General features: G+C 33.8%; 17 protein-coding genes and 2 tRNA genes. 3 read left to right on the top strand and 16 right to left on the bottom strand.

Going from position 1 to position 16,697, the window contains the following annotated elements:
* Nucleotides 1–24: 24 nt before the first annotated feature.
* Nucleotides 25–654, top strand: a complete 630-nt coding sequence (locus ACEN2K_RS14670; protein WP_441760080.1) for a LuxR C-terminal-related transcriptional regulator — start codon at nucleotides 25–27, stop codon at nucleotides 652–654.
* Here the strand turns inward: ACEN2K_RS14670 and dnaG are convergent, their stop codons facing one another.
* From dnaG to rlmN, 6 genes are all read right to left on the bottom strand, one after another.
* Nucleotides 655–2,622 carry a DNA primase gene (gene dnaG, locus ACEN2K_RS14665; protein WP_441760079.1) on the bottom strand — a complete coding sequence of 656 codons (1,968 nt, stop codon included), beginning with the start codon at nucleotides 2,620–2,622 and terminating at the stop codon, nucleotides 655–657.
* Between the two features lie 110 nt (nucleotides 2,623–2,732).
* The gene (locus ACEN2K_RS14660) at nucleotides 2,733–4,325 is read right to left on the bottom strand and encodes a hypothetical protein (protein ID WP_441760078.1); all 1,593 of its coding nucleotides are present in this window, start codon (nucleotides 4,323–4,325) and stop codon (nucleotides 2,733–2,735) included.
* 38 nt (nucleotides 4,326–4,363) lie between these two features.
* Nucleotides 4,364–5,065: a hypothetical protein gene (locus ACEN2K_RS14655; protein ID WP_441760077.1), complete on the bottom strand. Its 702-nt coding sequence runs from the start codon at nucleotides 5,063–5,065 to the stop codon at nucleotides 4,364–4,366.
* Nucleotides 5,052–5,612, bottom strand: a complete 561-nt coding sequence (locus tag ACEN2K_RS14650; RefSeq protein ID WP_441760076.1) for an RNA polymerase sigma factor — start codon at nucleotides 5,610–5,612, stop codon at nucleotides 5,052–5,054. The genes ACEN2K_RS14655 and ACEN2K_RS14650 overlap by 14 nt, the downstream gene beginning before the upstream one ends.
* Nucleotides 5,613–5,739: 127 nt before the next feature.
* Nucleotides 5,740–6,717, bottom strand: a complete 978-nt coding sequence (locus ACEN2K_RS14645) for a polyprenyl synthetase family protein (RefSeq protein WP_441760075.1) — start codon at nucleotides 6,715–6,717, stop codon at nucleotides 5,740–5,742.
* 70 nt (nucleotides 6,718–6,787) lie between these two features.
* The gene (gene rlmN / locus ACEN2K_RS14640; protein ID WP_441760074.1) at nucleotides 6,788–7,831 is read right to left on the bottom strand and encodes a 23S rRNA (adenine(2503)-C(2))-methyltransferase RlmN; all 1,044 of its coding nucleotides are present in this window, start codon (nucleotides 7,829–7,831) and stop codon (nucleotides 6,788–6,790) included.
* A 71-nt stretch (nucleotides 7,832–7,902) separates the two neighbouring features.
* Here rlmN and ACEN2K_RS14635 point away from each other — a divergent pair, with 71 nt between their 5' ends.
* On the top strand, nucleotides 7,903–8,544 hold the full coding sequence (locus ACEN2K_RS14635; protein WP_441760073.1) for an O-methyltransferase: 642 nt from the start codon (nucleotides 7,903–7,905) through the stop codon (nucleotides 8,542–8,544).
* A 177-nt stretch (nucleotides 8,545–8,721) separates the two neighbouring features.
* Here ACEN2K_RS14635 and ACEN2K_RS14630 read toward each other — a convergent pair whose 3' ends face one another.
* From ACEN2K_RS14630 to ACEN2K_RS14595, 8 genes are all read right to left on the bottom strand, one after another.
* Nucleotides 8,722–9,306, bottom strand: a complete 585-nt coding sequence (locus tag ACEN2K_RS14630; protein ID WP_441760072.1) for a phosphatase PAP2 family protein — start codon at nucleotides 9,304–9,306, stop codon at nucleotides 8,722–8,724.
* Entirely contained in the window at nucleotides 9,306–9,632 is a 327-nt protein-coding gene (locus ACEN2K_RS14625; RefSeq protein WP_441760071.1) for a Sec-independent protein translocase subunit TatA/TatB, read from the bottom strand. The genes ACEN2K_RS14630 and ACEN2K_RS14625 overlap by 1 nt, the downstream gene beginning before the upstream one ends.
* 109 nt (nucleotides 9,633–9,741) lie before the next feature.
* Nucleotides 9,742–11,982 carry a M1 family metallopeptidase gene (locus ACEN2K_RS14620; RefSeq protein ID WP_441760070.1) on the bottom strand — a complete coding sequence of 747 codons (2,241 nt, stop codon included), beginning with the start codon at nucleotides 11,980–11,982 and terminating at the stop codon, nucleotides 9,742–9,744.
* Between the two features lie 64 nt (nucleotides 11,983–12,046).
* Nucleotides 12,047–12,550 (bottom strand): DUF6702 family protein, encoded by a 504-nt coding sequence (locus ACEN2K_RS14615; RefSeq protein ID WP_441760069.1) that lies wholly within the window; start codon nucleotides 12,548–12,550, stop codon nucleotides 12,047–12,049.
* Nucleotides 12,547–13,302 (bottom strand): hypothetical protein, encoded by a 756-nt coding sequence (locus ACEN2K_RS14610; RefSeq protein WP_441760068.1) that lies wholly within the window; start codon nucleotides 13,300–13,302, stop codon nucleotides 12,547–12,549. The genes ACEN2K_RS14615 and ACEN2K_RS14610 overlap by 4 nt, the downstream gene beginning before the upstream one ends.
* On the bottom strand, nucleotides 13,292–14,014 hold the full coding sequence (locus tag ACEN2K_RS14605) for a hypothetical protein (RefSeq protein ID WP_441760067.1): 723 nt from the start codon (nucleotides 14,012–14,014) through the stop codon (nucleotides 13,292–13,294). The genes ACEN2K_RS14610 and ACEN2K_RS14605 overlap by 11 nt, the downstream gene beginning before the upstream one ends.
* On the bottom strand, nucleotides 14,007–14,771 hold the full coding sequence (locus tag ACEN2K_RS14600) for a hypothetical protein (protein ID WP_441760066.1): 765 nt from the start codon (nucleotides 14,769–14,771) through the stop codon (nucleotides 14,007–14,009). Before ACEN2K_RS14600 ends, ACEN2K_RS14605 begins: the two co-directional genes overlap by 8 nt.
* A complete protein-coding gene (locus ACEN2K_RS14595; RefSeq protein ID WP_441760065.1) occupies nucleotides 14,758–15,522 on the bottom strand; it encodes a hypothetical protein in 765 nt (254 codons plus the stop codon). The genes ACEN2K_RS14600 and ACEN2K_RS14595 overlap by 14 nt, the downstream gene beginning before the upstream one ends.
* A gap of 163 nt (nucleotides 15,523–15,685) precedes the next feature.
* On the opposite strand from ACEN2K_RS14595, the gene pepE reads away from it, so the two are divergent.
* Nucleotides 15,686–16,393 carry a dipeptidase PepE gene (pepE, locus tag ACEN2K_RS14590; RefSeq protein ID WP_441760064.1) on the top strand — a complete coding sequence of 236 codons (708 nt, stop codon included), beginning with the start codon at nucleotides 15,686–15,688 and terminating at the stop codon, nucleotides 16,391–16,393.
* 37 nt (nucleotides 16,394–16,430) lie between these two features.
* Here the strand turns inward: pepE and ACEN2K_RS14585 are convergent.
* A tRNA-Gly gene (locus ACEN2K_RS14585) sits at nucleotides 16,431–16,503 on the bottom strand.
* 120 nt (nucleotides 16,504–16,623) lie between these two features.
* Nucleotides 16,624–16,696, bottom strand: a tRNA-Gly gene (locus ACEN2K_RS14580).
* Nucleotide 16,697: the final 1 nt, after the last annotated feature.

The following is a 16,697-nucleotide window of genomic DNA, read 5'->3' as shown; positions in this document are numbered from 1 at the left end:
AACAACTCTTAAAAAAATGAAATTATGATAAAAGTTTGTTTAGCAGATAATTATCCAGTAGTACATTACGGGGTAAAATCGTATTTTAAAGATCATGCTGAAATTTCGATTACAGCAAACGTAGGTAGCTTCTTGATGATCAGAGACATACTACTCACGAAAGAAATTGATATTTTACTTTTAGATTTAGAATTAGAAGGTCTTTCCAGCATTTTTGAAGTAAAGTCCATCTTAAAAAACTTCCCTAAAACTAAAATTATTATTTTCAGTGGACTCTCTGAGCAAATATATGCACCAAATGCTATTAAAGCCGGCGCATCTGGATTTGTGCATAAAAGAGAAAAGCTTGAAACCTTAGGCCATTCCATTGTTAAGGTACAACAGGGCAAAATAATAATGAACGAGACCGTTAAGAAAAATTTAGCTTTAATTGCTAAACAAAGTAAAAGCGAGCGTTTGTATCGAAAACTTTCTAACCGTGAGGTAGAAGTGTTGCGTTACTTAAGCGCGGGTAAAAAAAACCATGAAATTGCTGAAATTTTAAATCTTAACGAGAAAACAATTAGTACTTATAAATTGCGATTACTTACCAAATTAAATGTAACAAATTTAGTAGACTTAGTAAACAAAGCTAAAAAGCTAGAAATTGTTTAATTAAAATCGAGACATTACTCTACCCAGTTTCTTGGAAAAAGCATTTGTTAATCCATTATAATCTTGGATCATTGTCATAGGCTCTGTATTATCTGCATCTGGCGCAATAGTGCTTTTTAATTCTTCTATAATTCTCCCAACAAGGTACCAGCGAAGTGTCAAAATAGTTTCAGAAACATTTTGACCGATGGTATCATTTTTAGATTTTGGAAAAATGTTTTGACCTTCCCAATTATGCATCACTAGCCTTTCTTCTTCCATCAAAATATCAGTTACTTCTTGTGCAAATTCGGGCTGCAAATGCATTAAATATTGCTCTAAACTGAAGGATTCATTCTGAAGGTAATAGTTTATCAAATCATTAAAGATCTCTCTAAACAAAGGATTGGCTAGTTCAACCTCATCTTCTTGCAAGCTCAAATAAATTCTATGAAAGACTTTATATTCTTTCATTTCAGTGACGTGCTCTACTTCGCCATCTTCATTAGATCGCAAAAGTACGTCTTCAAATAGCTCTGTTTTATTTCCGTATAACAGTAAAATTTCAATGATTTTGCGCTCTAAACGGTAAAGTACATCGACCTTTTCAACATCATCTGGATTTTCATTCTTAACTACCTGAAATGCTTTTTGGTCTTTTTTATGCTTTTTAGCATCTTCTACCTCATCCTTTTGAGTTAGCTGAGCCAAAGTACTCACTAATACCTGCTCAGAAATATCCATGATACGAGAACACTCTTGTATGTAAATTTCACGCTGTATGCGATCTGGTATTTTAGAAATACTTACAACCATATCCCGAATCAAATCGGCCTTTTTAATTGGATCATGTTTTGCTTCGTCCATTAATAATGACGCCTTAAACTGTATGAAGTCTTTGGCATTATTCTCTAGATATGCTACCAAATCATCATGTGATGTTTTTTTAGCAAAACTATCAGGATCTTCGCCATCAGGGAAAGCACAGACTTTTACATTCATCCCTTCCTCAAGAATTAAATCAATTCCTCTAACAGAAGCACGAAGTCCGGCAGCGTCACCATCAAAAAGTACCGTAATGTTTTTTGTTAACCTATTAATCAAACGAATTTGATCTGGCGTCAACGCAGTCCCTGAAGAGGCAACCACGTTTTCGATACCTGCTTGATTAAATTGGATTACGTCTGTATATCCCTCAACCAAATAGCAATTATTTAATTTAGCTATCGCTTGTTTGGCCTGAAAAATACCGTATAAAACTTTACTTTTATGGTAAATATCACTTTCAGGAGAATTGAGGTATTTGGCTGCTTTTTTATCATTAGTTAGGATTCGACCACCAAACCCAAGTACCCTTCCTGACATACTTTGTATCGGAAACATTACCCTGCCTTTAAAACGGTCAAAAGGCCTATCTTCCCTTGCAATCGTCAAACCTGTACCTTCAAGAAATTCTAACTTATAGCCTTTACCTAGTGCTTCTTTAGTAAATGCATCCCAAGCTTCAGGCGAGTATCCTAAACTAAACTTCTCTATCGTTGCATCAGTAAAACCTCTTTCTTTAAAATAGGAAAGACCAATTGCCTTACCTTCCTCAGATCTTAAAAGCGTATTGTGAAAGTATGTTTTGGCAAACTCAGAGACCAAGTACATGCTTTCTCGCACATCCATATTAGCTTTTTCCTCATTTGTTTGCTCCGTTTCTTCAATTTCAATATTGTATTTCTTTGCTAAATAACGAATCGCCTCTGGATAGGTAAAATGTTCGTGCTCCATTACAAATGCCACAGAATTTCCTCCTTTTCCAGAACTAAAATCTTTCCAAATCCCCTTTGCTGGAGATACCATAAAAGACGGAGAGCGCTCATCAGAAAACGGACTCAATCCTTTGAAATTACTACCAGCACGTTTTAACTGGACAAAATCACCAATAACCTCCTCTACACGAGCAGTTTCGAAAACAGTATCAATAGTCGCTTTTGAAATCAATTTTAAAAAGTATCAAAGTTATAAAGGGTCAAAGTTACAAAGTTTTAAAGAAGCAAACCCTCTTAAAGTTTGAAACTCTAAGAGGGTTTTAAAAAATTATTGTACTAACTCTAATTAAAATCAAAACGAACACCAAGCGATGCATTATTTTGCTTAACTGTATTGTCTGTAAACAAAGGATTTAAATCATATTTCAAATACAAACTTGTGGCTTTGTAGCCCACATAGGTGCTTAAACCATATACAAAATTACTTACATTAAAATCCCCTCTTACTCTTTCTGTGGATTTATAGTTATCATCTTCGTACTTTATAATTTGCTTCGACTTTAAATTTGTACCAAAATAACCACCTAAGCCTATACGAAAACTGTCATGTGTTTTAAAATATGTTTTATCCGCTCTCGATCTAGAAAAATCAAATTCTAAGTGTACCGGGAAAACCAGCGATACCATTCTAAATCTAGAATCTTCTTGAGCAACTGGATTTACTTCTAAATTTGTTTGTGCTCCATTCACAACAAAGCTTCTATTATCTGTGGCACGAAGATTATTATACATCAGTGATACACCATATTTAGCATGTAACAAATTAGCATCTTTCAAAATTCTTGAATTGTACGTCAAACCCCATTCATAAAAATGAGACCCTAGATACCTAAAATCTGAATTTTGAATACTTTTATTAGTAACTAAATTATTTAAGCCGGTTGCAAAAACCATTTGAGATGTAGTCCTTTTATAATGTCGGTTTATTTTATCATCGTGCCCATTATAAACTTTTAAAGAGGTCAAATTTATTTCCGTTTTATTCTTACCAATAGAATCATTACTTGCTCCAATAATCAGCATTGTTCCTCCGCTTTTATTGACACTTTCCTCCTCTAGTTTTCCATCCACCTGATCTTGAATTAATTGATTTAATTTCTCTTCTTCAATAGCTACTTTTGTATCAATATTTGTAGCACGTTCCTCTGCTTTTTTTAATTTAAGGTCTTCAGCATTTTTTTTAGAAAGCAAGCCTTTTTCTACTTCTTTATCAATTACATCAACTTCAGTTTTTAAGGCCTCTTTCTCATTCTTCGTTATTTTTTTAATTGCACTACCTATTGCCTTAGCTCTTTTTTCAAATGATAGTACTTTATACTCTCTACCTTTGGTTGACCCTGTTTCTGGCACGGTATCATCAACGACTTCGAGAACGATATCTTTAAACCAAATCTGACCTGTTCCATCTAATAAAGCCCCATAAGAAATGGATGTTGCTTCTTCTGGAACAAATAAAACCACTTCATATTTGGTCCAATCTGTTGTCCTTTTTATGCCTCTGTTTTGCATATTATCGAATGCTAAAACAGCTGCATCGTAGTAATCAACACGCATCCAAAGTCCAGCCCATGATTTTACATTTTCACTTTTTACATAAGCCGTCATTCTAACCGTCTTCCCTAAAAAATCGTCTGATTTTGTCGTTTTCATAAGAGTCCCAAAACCATAAAACTTATTTTTAATAGATCTAATTGTCAAGGTATTTTGACTATTAATAGCTGTATTTTTTTCAAGACTCATTTCATAATTTGGCGATTCGGGTTGCCAATAGCTCCAGTCTTCCACATATTTGTAAGCGCCTTTTTTTTCCTGTGCATTTATTTTGACAATAAAAGCAGACAAAAATAGAATAGTGATTAAGATAATTTTTTGCATGATTTTAGTTTTTTGATTGATGATTGATTGCTGTTTTTTTATTCTTCAAAATTTCTATTCACAACAGCTGTTTTAATAGCATTCAGCTTCTTGTTGAATTTTTCCAGTGCCGACTCTTTAAAAGATTGATTTAATTCTGTCTCAACACTTGATAGTAAACGATTCGGATCTACAGTTTTTCCTGTCCTATTTTTTTCGAATGTTTTATTAGTAGACGTTACCTCCACTTTATTGTCACTCACTGCCGCCAGTAAGTTTTGTGCACTAATGTATCTATGTTTAGCAGTAGACTGAGAATCGTTTTTCTTACTTGAAACAGCAGCTAACTCTTGCTCTTTATAAATATTACTATTAGGAACTGTAACTTCTTCCTGTTGTTGCAATGGTTCTTTTCTATTTATATATTTTTTAGCGACCGTCAAGCTATTCCCATTGTGGGAAGTTGTTGCCTCTTCATGATTTTTTTCATTTTTATCCGAGTTCGTGTTTTTAGCATTTTGATCTAAAACCACTGGATTGCTTTTTTGAATATTGATCGATTCTTTTTGATTGAAAAAAACAGAGCTAACGATCAATATTCCCACAAAACTCGCGGCGATATACAACCAGGAATAGCTAAGCTTTGGTTTATCAGCAGTTACCATCATCGCTTCTAATTTTTGCCAGGCATCATTTGAAGGCGCAATGGTTCTTGCTTCTATTTTCTCTTTTATTATTTTATCGAATTTATTTGGTTCCATAATCATACTTTTTTGTTGCGTTAATTTGCTGCTGCAAAATTTTTCTAGCATGTGACAATTGCGATTTTGACGTACCTTCGTTTATCCCAAGCATCGCAGCAATTTCTTTGTGCTTAAAACCTTCGATAGCATATAAATTAAATACCATTTTATACCCTTCTGGCAAATTATCAATCATGAACTGAATGTCATCTGTTGCCAATTCACAATCTTCAGCTTCAACAGTCTGTTCGGCAATAAACGCATCTTCAATAAAATTTACTTTTTTATGCACTCGCAAAAAGGAGATACACTCATTAACCATGATGCGCCTTATCCAGCCTTCAAAACTACCATTATGTTGAAAATTTTTAATATTTGTAAAGACTTTCATGAAAGAGGTAATCATAATGTCTTCGGCTTGTTGCACATCTTTTACATACAAGCGACAGATACTTAACATTTGTGGAGAAAACCGATTGTAGATGTGCTGCTGAGCCTGACGATTGTTATCGACAGCTAGCTGTATCGTTTCTTTTTCCTCTTGATGTAAGTTGATTACTTTCAAAGTTTTTATAAAGGTTATCTATTACCATAGACGATTGAAAACACAAAAAGGTTGCATGGAAGTGCTAAAAAAGAGAAAATAAATCTAACTAAATATTTAAATTCTTAAATATCAATAAATTAAATTATTATTTTTTTCGTTCAATAACGTAATTAACCATTAAAATTAAAGCATCTTTAAAATCAGATTTAGGATAATTATCTAATAACAGTAATGCTTCTTGCTGGAATTCGATCATTTTGTTTTCGGCATAACCTAGACCGTTATGATCTTTTACAAAAGCAATAACTTCTTTGACCCTTTTTTTGTCTTTATTGTGGTTCTTTATCGAATTAATTAACCATGATTTTTCTTTTGAAGTACAGTTGTTCAAAACATGGATTAATGGAAGTGTCATTTTTTGTTCCTTGATGTCAATACCTGTTGGTTTACCAATAGCGTCCTCCGTATAGTCAAACAAATCGTCTTTGATTTGAAAAGCCATACCAATAAGTTCACCAAATTTGCGCATATTCTCTACTTGTACATCATCTTCGATTACAGATTTAGCACCTAGAGCACAACAAGCCGCGATAAGAGTTGCGGTTTTTTTTCGTATAATATCGTAGTAAATATCCTCAGTAATATCAAGTCTTCGGGCTTTTTCGATTTGGAGTAATTCCCCTTCACTCATTTCACGTACCGCTACAGAAATAATTTTAAGTAAATCAAAATCGCCATTATCAATAGAGAGTAGCAATCCTTTTGAAAGTAAATAATCACCTACGAGCACCGCTATTTTATTTTTCCACAGTGCATTAATTGAGAAAAATCCGCGACGACGATTACTGTCATCCACGACATCATCATGAACTAAAGTGGCTGTGTGAATTAATTCAATAACACAGGCTCCGCGATACGTACGTTCATTAATTGTTCCACCAGAAACCATTTTTGCAGTTAGAAAAACAAACATAGGACGCATTTGTTTCCCTTTGCGGTTTACAATATAATAGGTAATTCTATTGAGTAAAGCCACTTGTGAAGTCATCGATTCATAGAACTTTTTTTCAAAAAGTTCCATTTCTTTAAAGATGGGCTGTTTTATTTGAGAAGTGACATTCATTTAGATTTCAAATATACTATTTTAAATAAAAACAGCTTCCTTTTTCTTCCTCTAAGTCAGTCATTCTTTTTTACACTTCTTTATTTGCTAATTGCCCACAAGCCGCATCGATATCTTTACCTCTACTTCTACGTACTTTGACCACAATACCATTAGCCTCTAAGGCTTTTATATAGGCGTTTGTAGCTTCTTCAGAGGCTTGTTGAAATTCACCATCATCGATAGGATTATACTCTATCAAATTGACTTTGCAAGGAACATATTTGCAAAATTTTACCAAAGCATCTACTGATTCCTTGTTATCATTGATATCTTTCCATACCACGTACTCATAGGATATTTTGGATTTGGTTTTGCGGTACCAGTATTCTAACGACTCTCGCAAATCAGCCAAAGGAAAATTAGCACTAAAAGGCATAATACGCGCTCGGATTTCATCTATAGCTGAGTGTAAGGACACCGCTAATTTGAATTTCACATCGTCATCTGCTAATTTTTTTATCATTTTTGGAACTCCAGAAGTGGATAGCATAATGCGTTTTGGCGACATTCCTAGACCTTCCTCTGAGGTAATCATTTCAATGGCTTTTAATACATTGTTGTAGTTCATTAAGGGCTCACCCATTCCCATGAATACAATATTAGAAAGTGGATGATTGTGATACAAACGACTCTCTTTATCTATTGCTAAAACCTGATCATAAATTTCAGCAGGTTCTAAGTTTCGCATTCTTTTTAATCGCGCTGTAGCGCAAAAATTACAATCCAGACTACAACCTACTTGACTAGACACGCAAGCCGTTGTTCTAGTATTGGTAGGAATCAAAACCGACTCTACAACTAGTCCGTCATGTAAACGAACAGCATTTTTTACTGTTCCATCTTCTGAACGTTGCATCGTATCTACTTTAATATGATTGATCACAAAGTATTTTTCAAGCATCGCACGGGTTTCTTTGGAGATATTAGTCATATCCTCAAAACTGTGCGCTCCTTTACTCCACAACCACTCATATACCTGATTTCCACGAAAGGCTTTGTCTCCACTGGTTACAAAAAATTCGCGTAATTGTTCTTTTGATACTGCTCGTATGTCTTTTTTCTCCATTTGCATGCTGCAAATTTAATGACTATTTGTTGATTTGTTGTTTTGATATTTTGATAACTTTGACAAAAATTAAAAAAATGCATTTTATTTCACCAGAATTAGAAGATTACATTGAGCAACACTCTGAAAAAGAGCCCGAATTGTTAGCAGCTTTAAATAAAGAAACTTACCAAAAAATATTACTTCCTCGCATGTTGAGCGGTCATTTTCAAGGAAGAGTGTTAAGTATGTTAGCTAAATTAATCCGACCTGTGAACATTTTAGAAATAGGAACTTATACAGGCTACTCTGCTTTATGCTTGTGTGAAGGAATGCAGCAATCTGGAGTTTTACATACAATTGATATTAAAGAAGAACTCATTGACTTTCAAAGGAAACATTTTGATAAATCTCCATGGGGAAAGCAAATCGTACAGCATTTAGGAGAAGCCACTAAAATTATTCCTACGCTGGATGTTAAATTTGATTTGGTTTTCATAGATGCAGACAAAGAGAATTACATCAACTATTTTGAACTTATTGTCCCAAAGATGAATAAAGGCGGTATTATTTTGTCAGATAACGTATTATGGAGCGGTAAAGTTCTCGAACCTTTGAACCCAAAAGATGTTAGTACCAAAATACTTCTTGAATACAATGCCTTGTTAAAAAATGACCCTAGAGTAGAAACAGTTTTATTACCTATTCGCGATGGCTTAACAGTAAGCAGAGTTCTTTAAATAACAGACCGTTCTACATTTGCAGTAGCAGCATTAGCCCTGATAGCAATGAAAATCCTTAGGGTTGAAAATGGATTTTTTTCTAAACAAAAAAGAGCGACCAACGGAAGCTCCTTTTATTGTTATTGAAAAAACTATTTTCTACGATAAGATTGTAATGTATAGCAGGAATAGCTCTTAATTAGCGCTCTTTACTGGGTTAAATGGAAAATGCTTAAGTTGTAAATTTCTAAATATTTTGAAAGCTACATATCCTGCTATTGCTCCAAAAGTATATCCTGCCAATATATCTACTGGATAGTGTAATCCTAAGTAAATACGGCTGTAAGCAAATACTAGTGGCCATAAAAACAGGAGGTATGTGTATTTATAATATCGTTTTATATTATTGTAAATAAAGACTGAAGTCGCCATACTTGTCGCAGCATGACCGGAGAAAAAACTGTATGAACTCCTAAATTGAACCACACGAATAATATCTTTAATTTCAGGGTTATTACAAGGACGCAAGCGCTGAAAACCATTTTTAAACAAGTTTGCCCCTTGGTCGCTGAAGGCTATTAAAAGTGCTATTCCTAACAGCAAAAATAAGGTTTGTCTTGCTCCTAACTTTTTATAAATAGCAAATAGCAAAACAAGAAATAAAGGGGTCCAATTGAGCTGATTGGTAATTAACAACCAAAGTCCGTCGTAGGTGGTTGATCCAAGTCCGTTGAGATAGACAAATAAATCAGTATCTAGAGATAAAATTTTATCAAGCATTACATGCTGCGTTTTACAGGACCAGTGATGGTGTCAATATCTTCTTTGACTTTATTAGCTTGCGCTATGGAATCACCCATTAAATCTTCTTTGACTTTACTGATTTCAGAGTTTATATTTCCGGTCATATCAGATAACGATTTTGAATCCAAACCATTAGCCTCTACTCCCTTTTGTATTTCACTTTTAATGTCGTTAGTAGCATTTTTTAATTGTGCCATTGCCTTACCCATAGTACGAGCCATTTCAGGAACTTTATCAGCACCAAAAAGCATTAATACAATAAACATAATGAAAACCAACTCTCCTCCTCCTATGCCGAACATATATTTATTTTTTTTTTATTACTGCAAAGATATTAAATTTAGAATCCTTGTGTTTTAATTTATTCATAAAAAAAAGACTCAATTGAGTCTTTTTTTTATGAATATTGAATTAATCAAATTTAGATTTCACTTGTTCTTTTGGCCAAGTGTTATTAGTCACATCTATATCTGCTGTTTCTAATCTTGGATCTACTTGAATTTTTTTGATTGCTTTTTCAGTAGCGTATACTTTCTTAGCAGTCTCATTGTTTTTTCTCCAAATTTGAGCTGGATATTTGTAATTGTCTACAGTTCCATCTTCATAAGTAATTTCTACAAGGATAGGCATAATTAATCCTCCAGGTTTATTGAACTCTACTTCGTAGAAGAATTTAGGAGATTTTAAACTTCCTCTTTCTTCTGAGCTAAGTGTTCCTAAATAATCTGAAAGCAATTTTACATCCTCTACTTTCAACGCTTTTTTATCACTAGACTTTAGCTCTTTATTGCTTTCTTCGACTAAATATACAAAGGGTCCTTCATCAAAACCAAAACGACCTTTTCTTACTTTGGCGTTTTTCAACGCAGCTGTAGGTGTCTCAGTTACATAATATTGTTTTACATCATTGATACCAATATCTACAAAATCAGTGGAGTAAAACCAACCTCTAAAAAACCAATCTAAATCTACTGCAGAAGCATCTTCCATAGTTCTGAAGAAATCTTCTGGAGTAGGGTGTTTGAATTTCCAACGGTTCGCATACACTTTAAAAGCATAATCAAACAGTTCTCTTCCCATAACAGTTTCTCTAAGAATATTTAATGCTGTTGCTGGTTTTCCATAAGCATTGTTTCCAAACTGGATAATACTTTCAGAATTAGACATAATAGGTTCTAAATATTTTTGATCTCCACTCATGTAAGGAACAATATTTTTTGCAGGCCCTCTTCTAGAAGGAAAATTAGTTCCTAATTCTTGTTCTGCCATATATTCCATGAAAGAATTTAAACCTTCATCCATCCACGTCCATTGACGCTCGTCAGAATTTACAATCATAGGAAAAAAGTTGTGTCCTACTTCGTGAATCACCACTCCTATCATTCCGTTTTTAATTTGCTCACTAGTCACTCCGTTTTCATCAGGACGACCAAAGTTCCAACAAATCATTGGGTATTCCATCCCTTGATCTGCAGCAGATACAGAAACTGCTTTTGGATAAGGATAATCAAATGTATGCGACGAATAACTTCTTAAAGTATGCGCCACTGTCATTGTAGACGTTTCTCCCCATAACGGGTTTGCTTCTTTAGGATAAACGGAAGCAGCCATTACTACTTTATCATTTAGTTTTACCGCCATTGCATCATAGATGAATTTTCTAGAGGTAGCGATACCAAAATCTCTGACGTTTTTTGCACTGAATTTCCAAGTTTTTTTCTTGTTAGAAAAACCTTTTTCAGCCGCTTCTGCTTCCGCTTGCGTAACAATAACTACAGGTTTATCAAATGATTTTTGAGCTTGCTCGTATCTTTTAACCTGCGCAGCAGTAAATACTTCGCTTCTATTCATTAGTTCCCCAGTTGCTTCCATCACATGGTCAGCAGGAACAGTAATGTTTACATCAAAATTTCCAAAAGGCAAAGCAAATTCTCCGCTTCCCCAGAACTGCATATTTTGCCATCCTTCAACGTCATTATAAACAGCCATTCTTGGGTAAAATTGCGCAATTACATACAATCTATTCCCTTCTTTTTCAAACAATTCATATCCTGAACGTCCACCTTCTAACTGGTAGTTATTGATATTATACCACCATTTAATTGAAAAAGACATACTCGTTCCTGGTTTTAATGGTGAAGCCAAGTTGATGCGCATCATGGTATGATTAATACTGTAAGACAAAGGACTTCCTTTACTATCTTTTACATATTCAATATTAAATCCACGTTCTAAATCTTTTTTCAAAAATTTATCAGTAAAGTTAGATGCAGGAAAAGTTTGTGTGATTCTATCGCTTTCCACTAATGGCGATTCTGAATCTTTAGCAGCTTGATTTTGGTCTAATTGTACCCATAAATATTCAAGACTATCTGGAGAATTATTGTAATACGTAATGGTTTCTGAACCCATTAACTTAGTATTCTTATCATCTAATTCAACATCAATTTTATAATCTGCCTGTTGTTGATAATAAGCTGGACCTGGTGCTCCAGATGCCGTACGAAACATATTAGGCGTTGCTAATAAATCATACATTTGGCTAAACTTGTTGGTGTCGTACTTCCCTGGTTGTTTTGGAGTTACTGTTGTTGCTTTTTCTTGTGCTAATAAAAGGACAGGAAAAAGAAATAAAAGTGTGATTTTCTTCATGGTTAGAATTCAAGTTATTTAAGTGTGTGAAAATAATGTATTTTCATAAAACACCCCTAATCATTTAGAATTTTAACACATGATTTGTTACCGATTCTGTAAAAAGGAAACTTTGTTTATCTCCAAAGCCAGTAAAATGAGTAATATTTTGCTGATCTGAGTCCCAATCCATCAGCACACTATTGTAAGCTTCTAAACTTTTTATCTTACTAATATCTCTGATACTAAGATAACATACTATTACATCACTCTCTATTTCTTTACTTAAAAAATTCATAGCTAACTGAGAACCATTTACTTTAATACGCAATTTATCAGCAAGATATTTTTTCATTAAAACCACATCTTCAGGGGTTTCTTTGACTGTTCCTAAATGGGTTGTTTTTTTATATTTTTTTTCTAACGCTTTATTAAGATCGTCAACAAATATTCTCGTGGTGATTTGAAGCATTTTTTTCTCTGGGGCATAATTGATCTGGTAGATACCCATGTAGAATTTATGAGCACTAAAGGCGGTTAATGTCAGTAAAAAGAAAGCGGTTAAAATGCAAATAGTTATTTTTTTCATTTTTCAAAAGTACTAATTCTTTTAAATTCTTTGCTTTTTGAAATTATAAAATCCATCAACAAAAAGCGTTCCTCTGGTTTGAGATACATCTTTGACTTAGGATCATTCGAACAATACAACAAGAATAAATCAACCTCATCTTTTTGTAGCTGCAAGTCCTTTTCAAAGAAATACGGACTAAAATTAACTTTGACATATTCTGAAAAAGCGATGTTATTGACAAAATCTTCTTTTACATCTGGTTTTCCTCTTAACAGTTTCTTGAAGTCTTTAAATATTCTTACAAAATCCATTCCATCTTCGATAGTACCATCGGCAGGCATTAATCTATTTTTGGGAGATGACTTTTCATCATCAAAGTACTTCCTATCCACCATAGCTTGCGAGCCACTGTTCAAAGCGTTCACCTTTAATCGATTTGAAATTACTACTTCTTTCAATTCATTATTCACAATATCTAACTGAATTAAAAACAATCGTTCTTGGCAATTTTTCTCCGTAAGAACAATCTTTTTGGATTGAAAAGCTAAACTTGAAACCAACAAAGTATCTTTGGGCCTTGCTAAAATATCAAATAGACCATTTGCATTTATAAAAGTTCTTACCTTAGAACTAACGTTTAAAACGTAGCCACTTTCTAAACTTATCGAGTCATTCACTACCTGTCCATGCAACGGCTTTCTAACTGTATTTTGAGCAAAGCTTAATTGAAAAAACAACAGTAATAAGAGTATTTCTATTTTAGTTTTCATTTGCTATGATTTTTTTATATTTATCTGCTAAAATTCCAATCAAGAATTTAATTAATGTTTTATTCTTAGACTTAACTGCCGCTACAAATTCAGCATTCTCAACACAGTAGTATTGAAAACCACCAATGTAATCTACAGGGATTTTTAGAGTCTCTATGTAATAAGCATCTTCAAAAACATATATCAATCGGTTTAACGCCTGCTCCTTACCTTCTACAACTATCTCTTTTTTAAGCATAGCCTTACGCCCTGAAATTGTATTTAAAAGCCCATCGATACCTCCTCCTGAAGTGGCGGTATACAATTTTCTCTCTGCAGCACTGTATTTTTTTTGTCCAGCAGGAACAATCCCTAAACTCTCAGCAGTAATTTGTGGTAGCTCTTTAATAACGACTTCTTCGAGAGGAATACTATTGTAAGTCATTTTAATAGTAAGAAATCCTGATGAAATATCCTGATCACTAATTGTTTTACGTAAAGTTACAAGATTTATTGCAGTAAATACCACTATATCCCCTTCTTTTACAGGAATATAAAAAACCCCAACCTCATTTGAAACTGTACTTGCACCGGTAGATTGATTTGTAATGTTGACAGCACTTATAAAGTCTGTACCCACAGTAACCTTGCCCTGAAGCTGCGTTTGTGCATCCGACTGACAGAAACCAAGTTGAGCTATTAAAAATAGTAGGATCACAAAAGTATTATTCATTTTCACAGGCAATTATTTCTTTGTATTTGTTAGCCAAATCTATGATTAAGAAAGTCATCATAGGTACATTATTATTTTTTAACTGAGAAGCAAATTTATCATTTTCGATAATGTAAATTTTAAACCCGTCAACATACTGCATAGGAATCTTTAAATTTTCTATATAATAGTTTTCATTGAAATATCGCTGTAACTTTACTACACTAGTTATTTTTCCCTCTACTACTAATTCTTTTTTAAGCCGTTTTGTCCTGCCGTTTATCTTATTAATTAATGGATCTAGCGGCATTGAACCACCAATCATTCCTAATAACATTATCGGTTTAAAATCCCCAGCAGTTTGTAATTTTCTTTCAGCTTGGGTATATTTTTTTTGATTTTCAGGAACAACTCCCAAGGTTTTTTCGTTAAGCTGAGCATATTGATTAATTACCACCTCTTTTAACTGATTGGTTTTTTGTTTCATTATAATGGCAATCAAATTGTCATCAAAATGCTTATCAATAATTTTAAGTTCAACCGTTTCTAAATTAAAGGACGAAAAAATTAAAACATCTGCTTTAGCTACTAAAACAGAAAAATAACCCGAACTATCAGAAACTACCTCTTTAGCTGTTGCAAGGTTGACAACCTTAACTTCATCAGCAAAACCATCGTTAACACTAATTTTACCTGATATTTCACTACGCACATTTTGACTATAGCCGGCCTGTACAAATAGAAATAAAAAAAAGAATATCGTATTATTCGTTTTCACAGGCAATTATTTCTTTGTATTTGGTGGCTAATTCAGCTAATAGAAATTCTGTAGTACTCATATTCTTAGAGTTCAAAATTTTTGTAAATTTTTCATTATCAACCGCATAATACTCAAAACCCTTGACATACTCCACAGGAATCTTCAATTTATTAATAAAATGGTTCTTATCAAACATACGCTCCAGTAAATCTAAATAACCCTCTTTTTTTTCTACAGCAATTTCTTTCTTTAACATTGCTGTTCTACCAGAGATAAAATTCAACAAAGGATCAGCCGATATCGATCCACCAGCCATGGAGCCCGCATTTGCAGTAGCATCTATTGAGGTGGCTGTTTTCAATTTGCGTTCAGCCGCTGTGTAACTTCTTTGATTAGCAGGAATAATTCCTAAAGAAACTGCATTAATGCTGTTATACCTTTTAATAACTACCTCATTGAGTTCATTCATTACGGGAGTCATTTTTACCTGTAGCATTCCGTTCTGAAAAGAAGTATCCGTTAATAAAATTCTAACCGATTTATATTGCCCCCCTGAAAACAATAGAGTCTCACCGAGATGTGCTGTAATAGAAAAATTTCCTTGATCATCAGTTATAGCCGCTTCTTCCGTTTTAAGGTTAATAACATAAATACCTTCAACAACTGAGAATGAATCTCGCACAAAACCTTGCACTGTTAAGGGAGTTGTATTCTGTGAAAAAGCACTTGTTGTAAGAAAAACTATTAAAACACATCCCAACTTAATCATCTATTTGCGCGCTATTTAGTATTGACAAGTTGTAAAAGTATCCCAATGTGTTCCAAATTAATTATTAAGGACTTGGTAAATTAATGTTAATAAAAAATTCAAAAACAGCCTTTAAAAATGGTGTTTTTATATCTTTAGCCTTTAAAAAACAAATTTTATTACAATGAAAAACATACTTATCGCAAGTACCTCTACAATTCACGGCGGAGAATACCTCGACTATATCCTACCCGATTTAAGCATCCACTTTAAAGATTGTAAAACGGTACTTTTTATTCCTTATGCAAGACCAAGCGGAATATCTCATGATGATTATACTGCCAAAGCAGCGGCGGCTTTCGCCAAAATCAACATTGAGGTAAAAGGAATTCATGAATATGAAGATGCTACTGCAGCCATAAAAGCTGCTGAAGGAATTTTCACTGGAGGCGGGAATACTTTTTTACTAGTAACACAATTGTACCAAAACAAAGTTATGACTGTGCTATCAGAAGCAGTCAAAGAAGGAACGCCGTACTTAGGAACAAGTGCAGGTAGTGTAATTTGCGGTTTAAGCATGCAAAACACAAATGACATGCCTATAATTTACCCACCAAGTTTTCAAACTTTAGGATTGATTCCTTTTAATATTAATGCCCATTATTTAGATCCTGATACAAATTCAACACATATGGGAGAAACACGGGAAACAAGATTAAAAGAATTTCATGCTTTTAACGCGATTCCTGTATTAGGATTAAGAGAGGGAAGTTGGCTAGAAGTTAAAGGCAATAAAATTATCTTAAAAGGAGGATTACTAGCACGTCTTTTTAAACAAAACGAAGCAGCAATAGAACTTGATAATAATTCAGACATAAGTGAGCTAAAATAAATAAAGCCGAAACATCTAGATGTTTCGGCTTTTAAAGAGCGAAAGACGAGGCTCGAACTCGCGACAACCAGCTTGGAAGGCTGGAGCTCTACCAACTGAGCTACTTTCGCATTAACTGGGTGCAAAGATAAATAAATATTTTCTTTAAACGCAACTTTTTTATTAAAAAATAATTAGTCACTACCCTCTATAAATAAGAAAACCGAAACATTTCTGTTTCGGTTTCTAAGAGCGAAAGACGAGGCTCGAACTCGCGACAACCAGCTTGGAAGGCTGGAGCTCTACCAACTGAGCTACTTTCGCA

Source organism: Flavobacterium sp. W21_SRS_FM3 (genome assembly GCF_052113625.1).
Classification (GTDB): domain Bacteria; phylum Bacteroidota; class Bacteroidia; order Flavobacteriales; family Flavobacteriaceae; genus Flavobacterium.
The sequence above is the reverse complement of the archived record's forward strand: the minus strand, read 5'-3'. Positions and strand labels throughout refer to the sequence as shown.

Coding starts and splice junctions, on each gene's coding strand:
- ACEN2K_RS14620 (WP_441760070.1), bottom strand. CDS start 11,982: ATGAAGAAAATCACACTTTTATTTCTTTTTCCTGTCCTTTTATTAGCA.
- ACEN2K_RS14595 (WP_441760065.1), bottom strand. CDS start 15,522: ATGATTAAGTTGGGATGTGTTTTAATAGTTTTTCTTACAACAAGTGCT.
- ACEN2K_RS14630 (WP_441760072.1), bottom strand. CDS start 9,306: ATGCTTGATAAAATTTTATCTCTAGATACTGATTTATTTGTCTATCTC.
- pepE (WP_441760064.1), top strand. CDS start 15,686: ATGAAAAACATACTTATCGCAAGTACCTCTACAATTCACGGCGGAGAA.
- ACEN2K_RS14660 (WP_441760078.1), bottom strand. CDS start 4,325: ATGCAAAAAATTATCTTAATCACTATTCTATTTTTGTCTGCTTTTATT.
- ACEN2K_RS14635 (WP_441760073.1), top strand. CDS start 7,903: ATGCATTTTATTTCACCAGAATTAGAAGATTACATTGAGCAACACTCT.
- ACEN2K_RS14670 (WP_441760080.1), top strand. CDS start 25: ATGATAAAAGTTTGTTTAGCAGATAATTATCCAGTAGTACATTACGGG.
- ACEN2K_RS14625 (WP_441760071.1), bottom strand. CDS start 9,632: ATGTTCGGCATAGGAGGAGGAGAGTTGGTTTTCATTATGTTTATTGTA.
- ACEN2K_RS14610 (WP_441760068.1), bottom strand. CDS start 13,302: ATGAAAACTAAAATAGAAATACTCTTATTACTGTTGTTTTTTCAATTA.
- ACEN2K_RS14645 (WP_441760075.1), bottom strand. CDS start 6,717: ATGAATGTCACTTCTCAAATAAAACAGCCCATCTTTAAAGAAATGGAA.
- ACEN2K_RS14615 (WP_441760069.1), bottom strand. CDS start 12,550: ATGAAAAAAATAACTATTTGCATTTTAACCGCTTTCTTTTTACTGACA.
- rlmN (WP_441760074.1), bottom strand. CDS start 7,831: ATGCAAATGGAGAAAAAAGACATACGAGCAGTATCAAAAGAACAATTA.
- ACEN2K_RS14605 (WP_441760067.1), bottom strand. CDS start 14,014: ATGAATAATACTTTTGTGATCCTACTATTTTTAATAGCTCAACTTGGT.
- ACEN2K_RS14655 (WP_441760077.1), bottom strand. CDS start 5,065: ATGGAACCAAATAAATTCGATAAAATAATAAAAGAGAAAATAGAAGCA.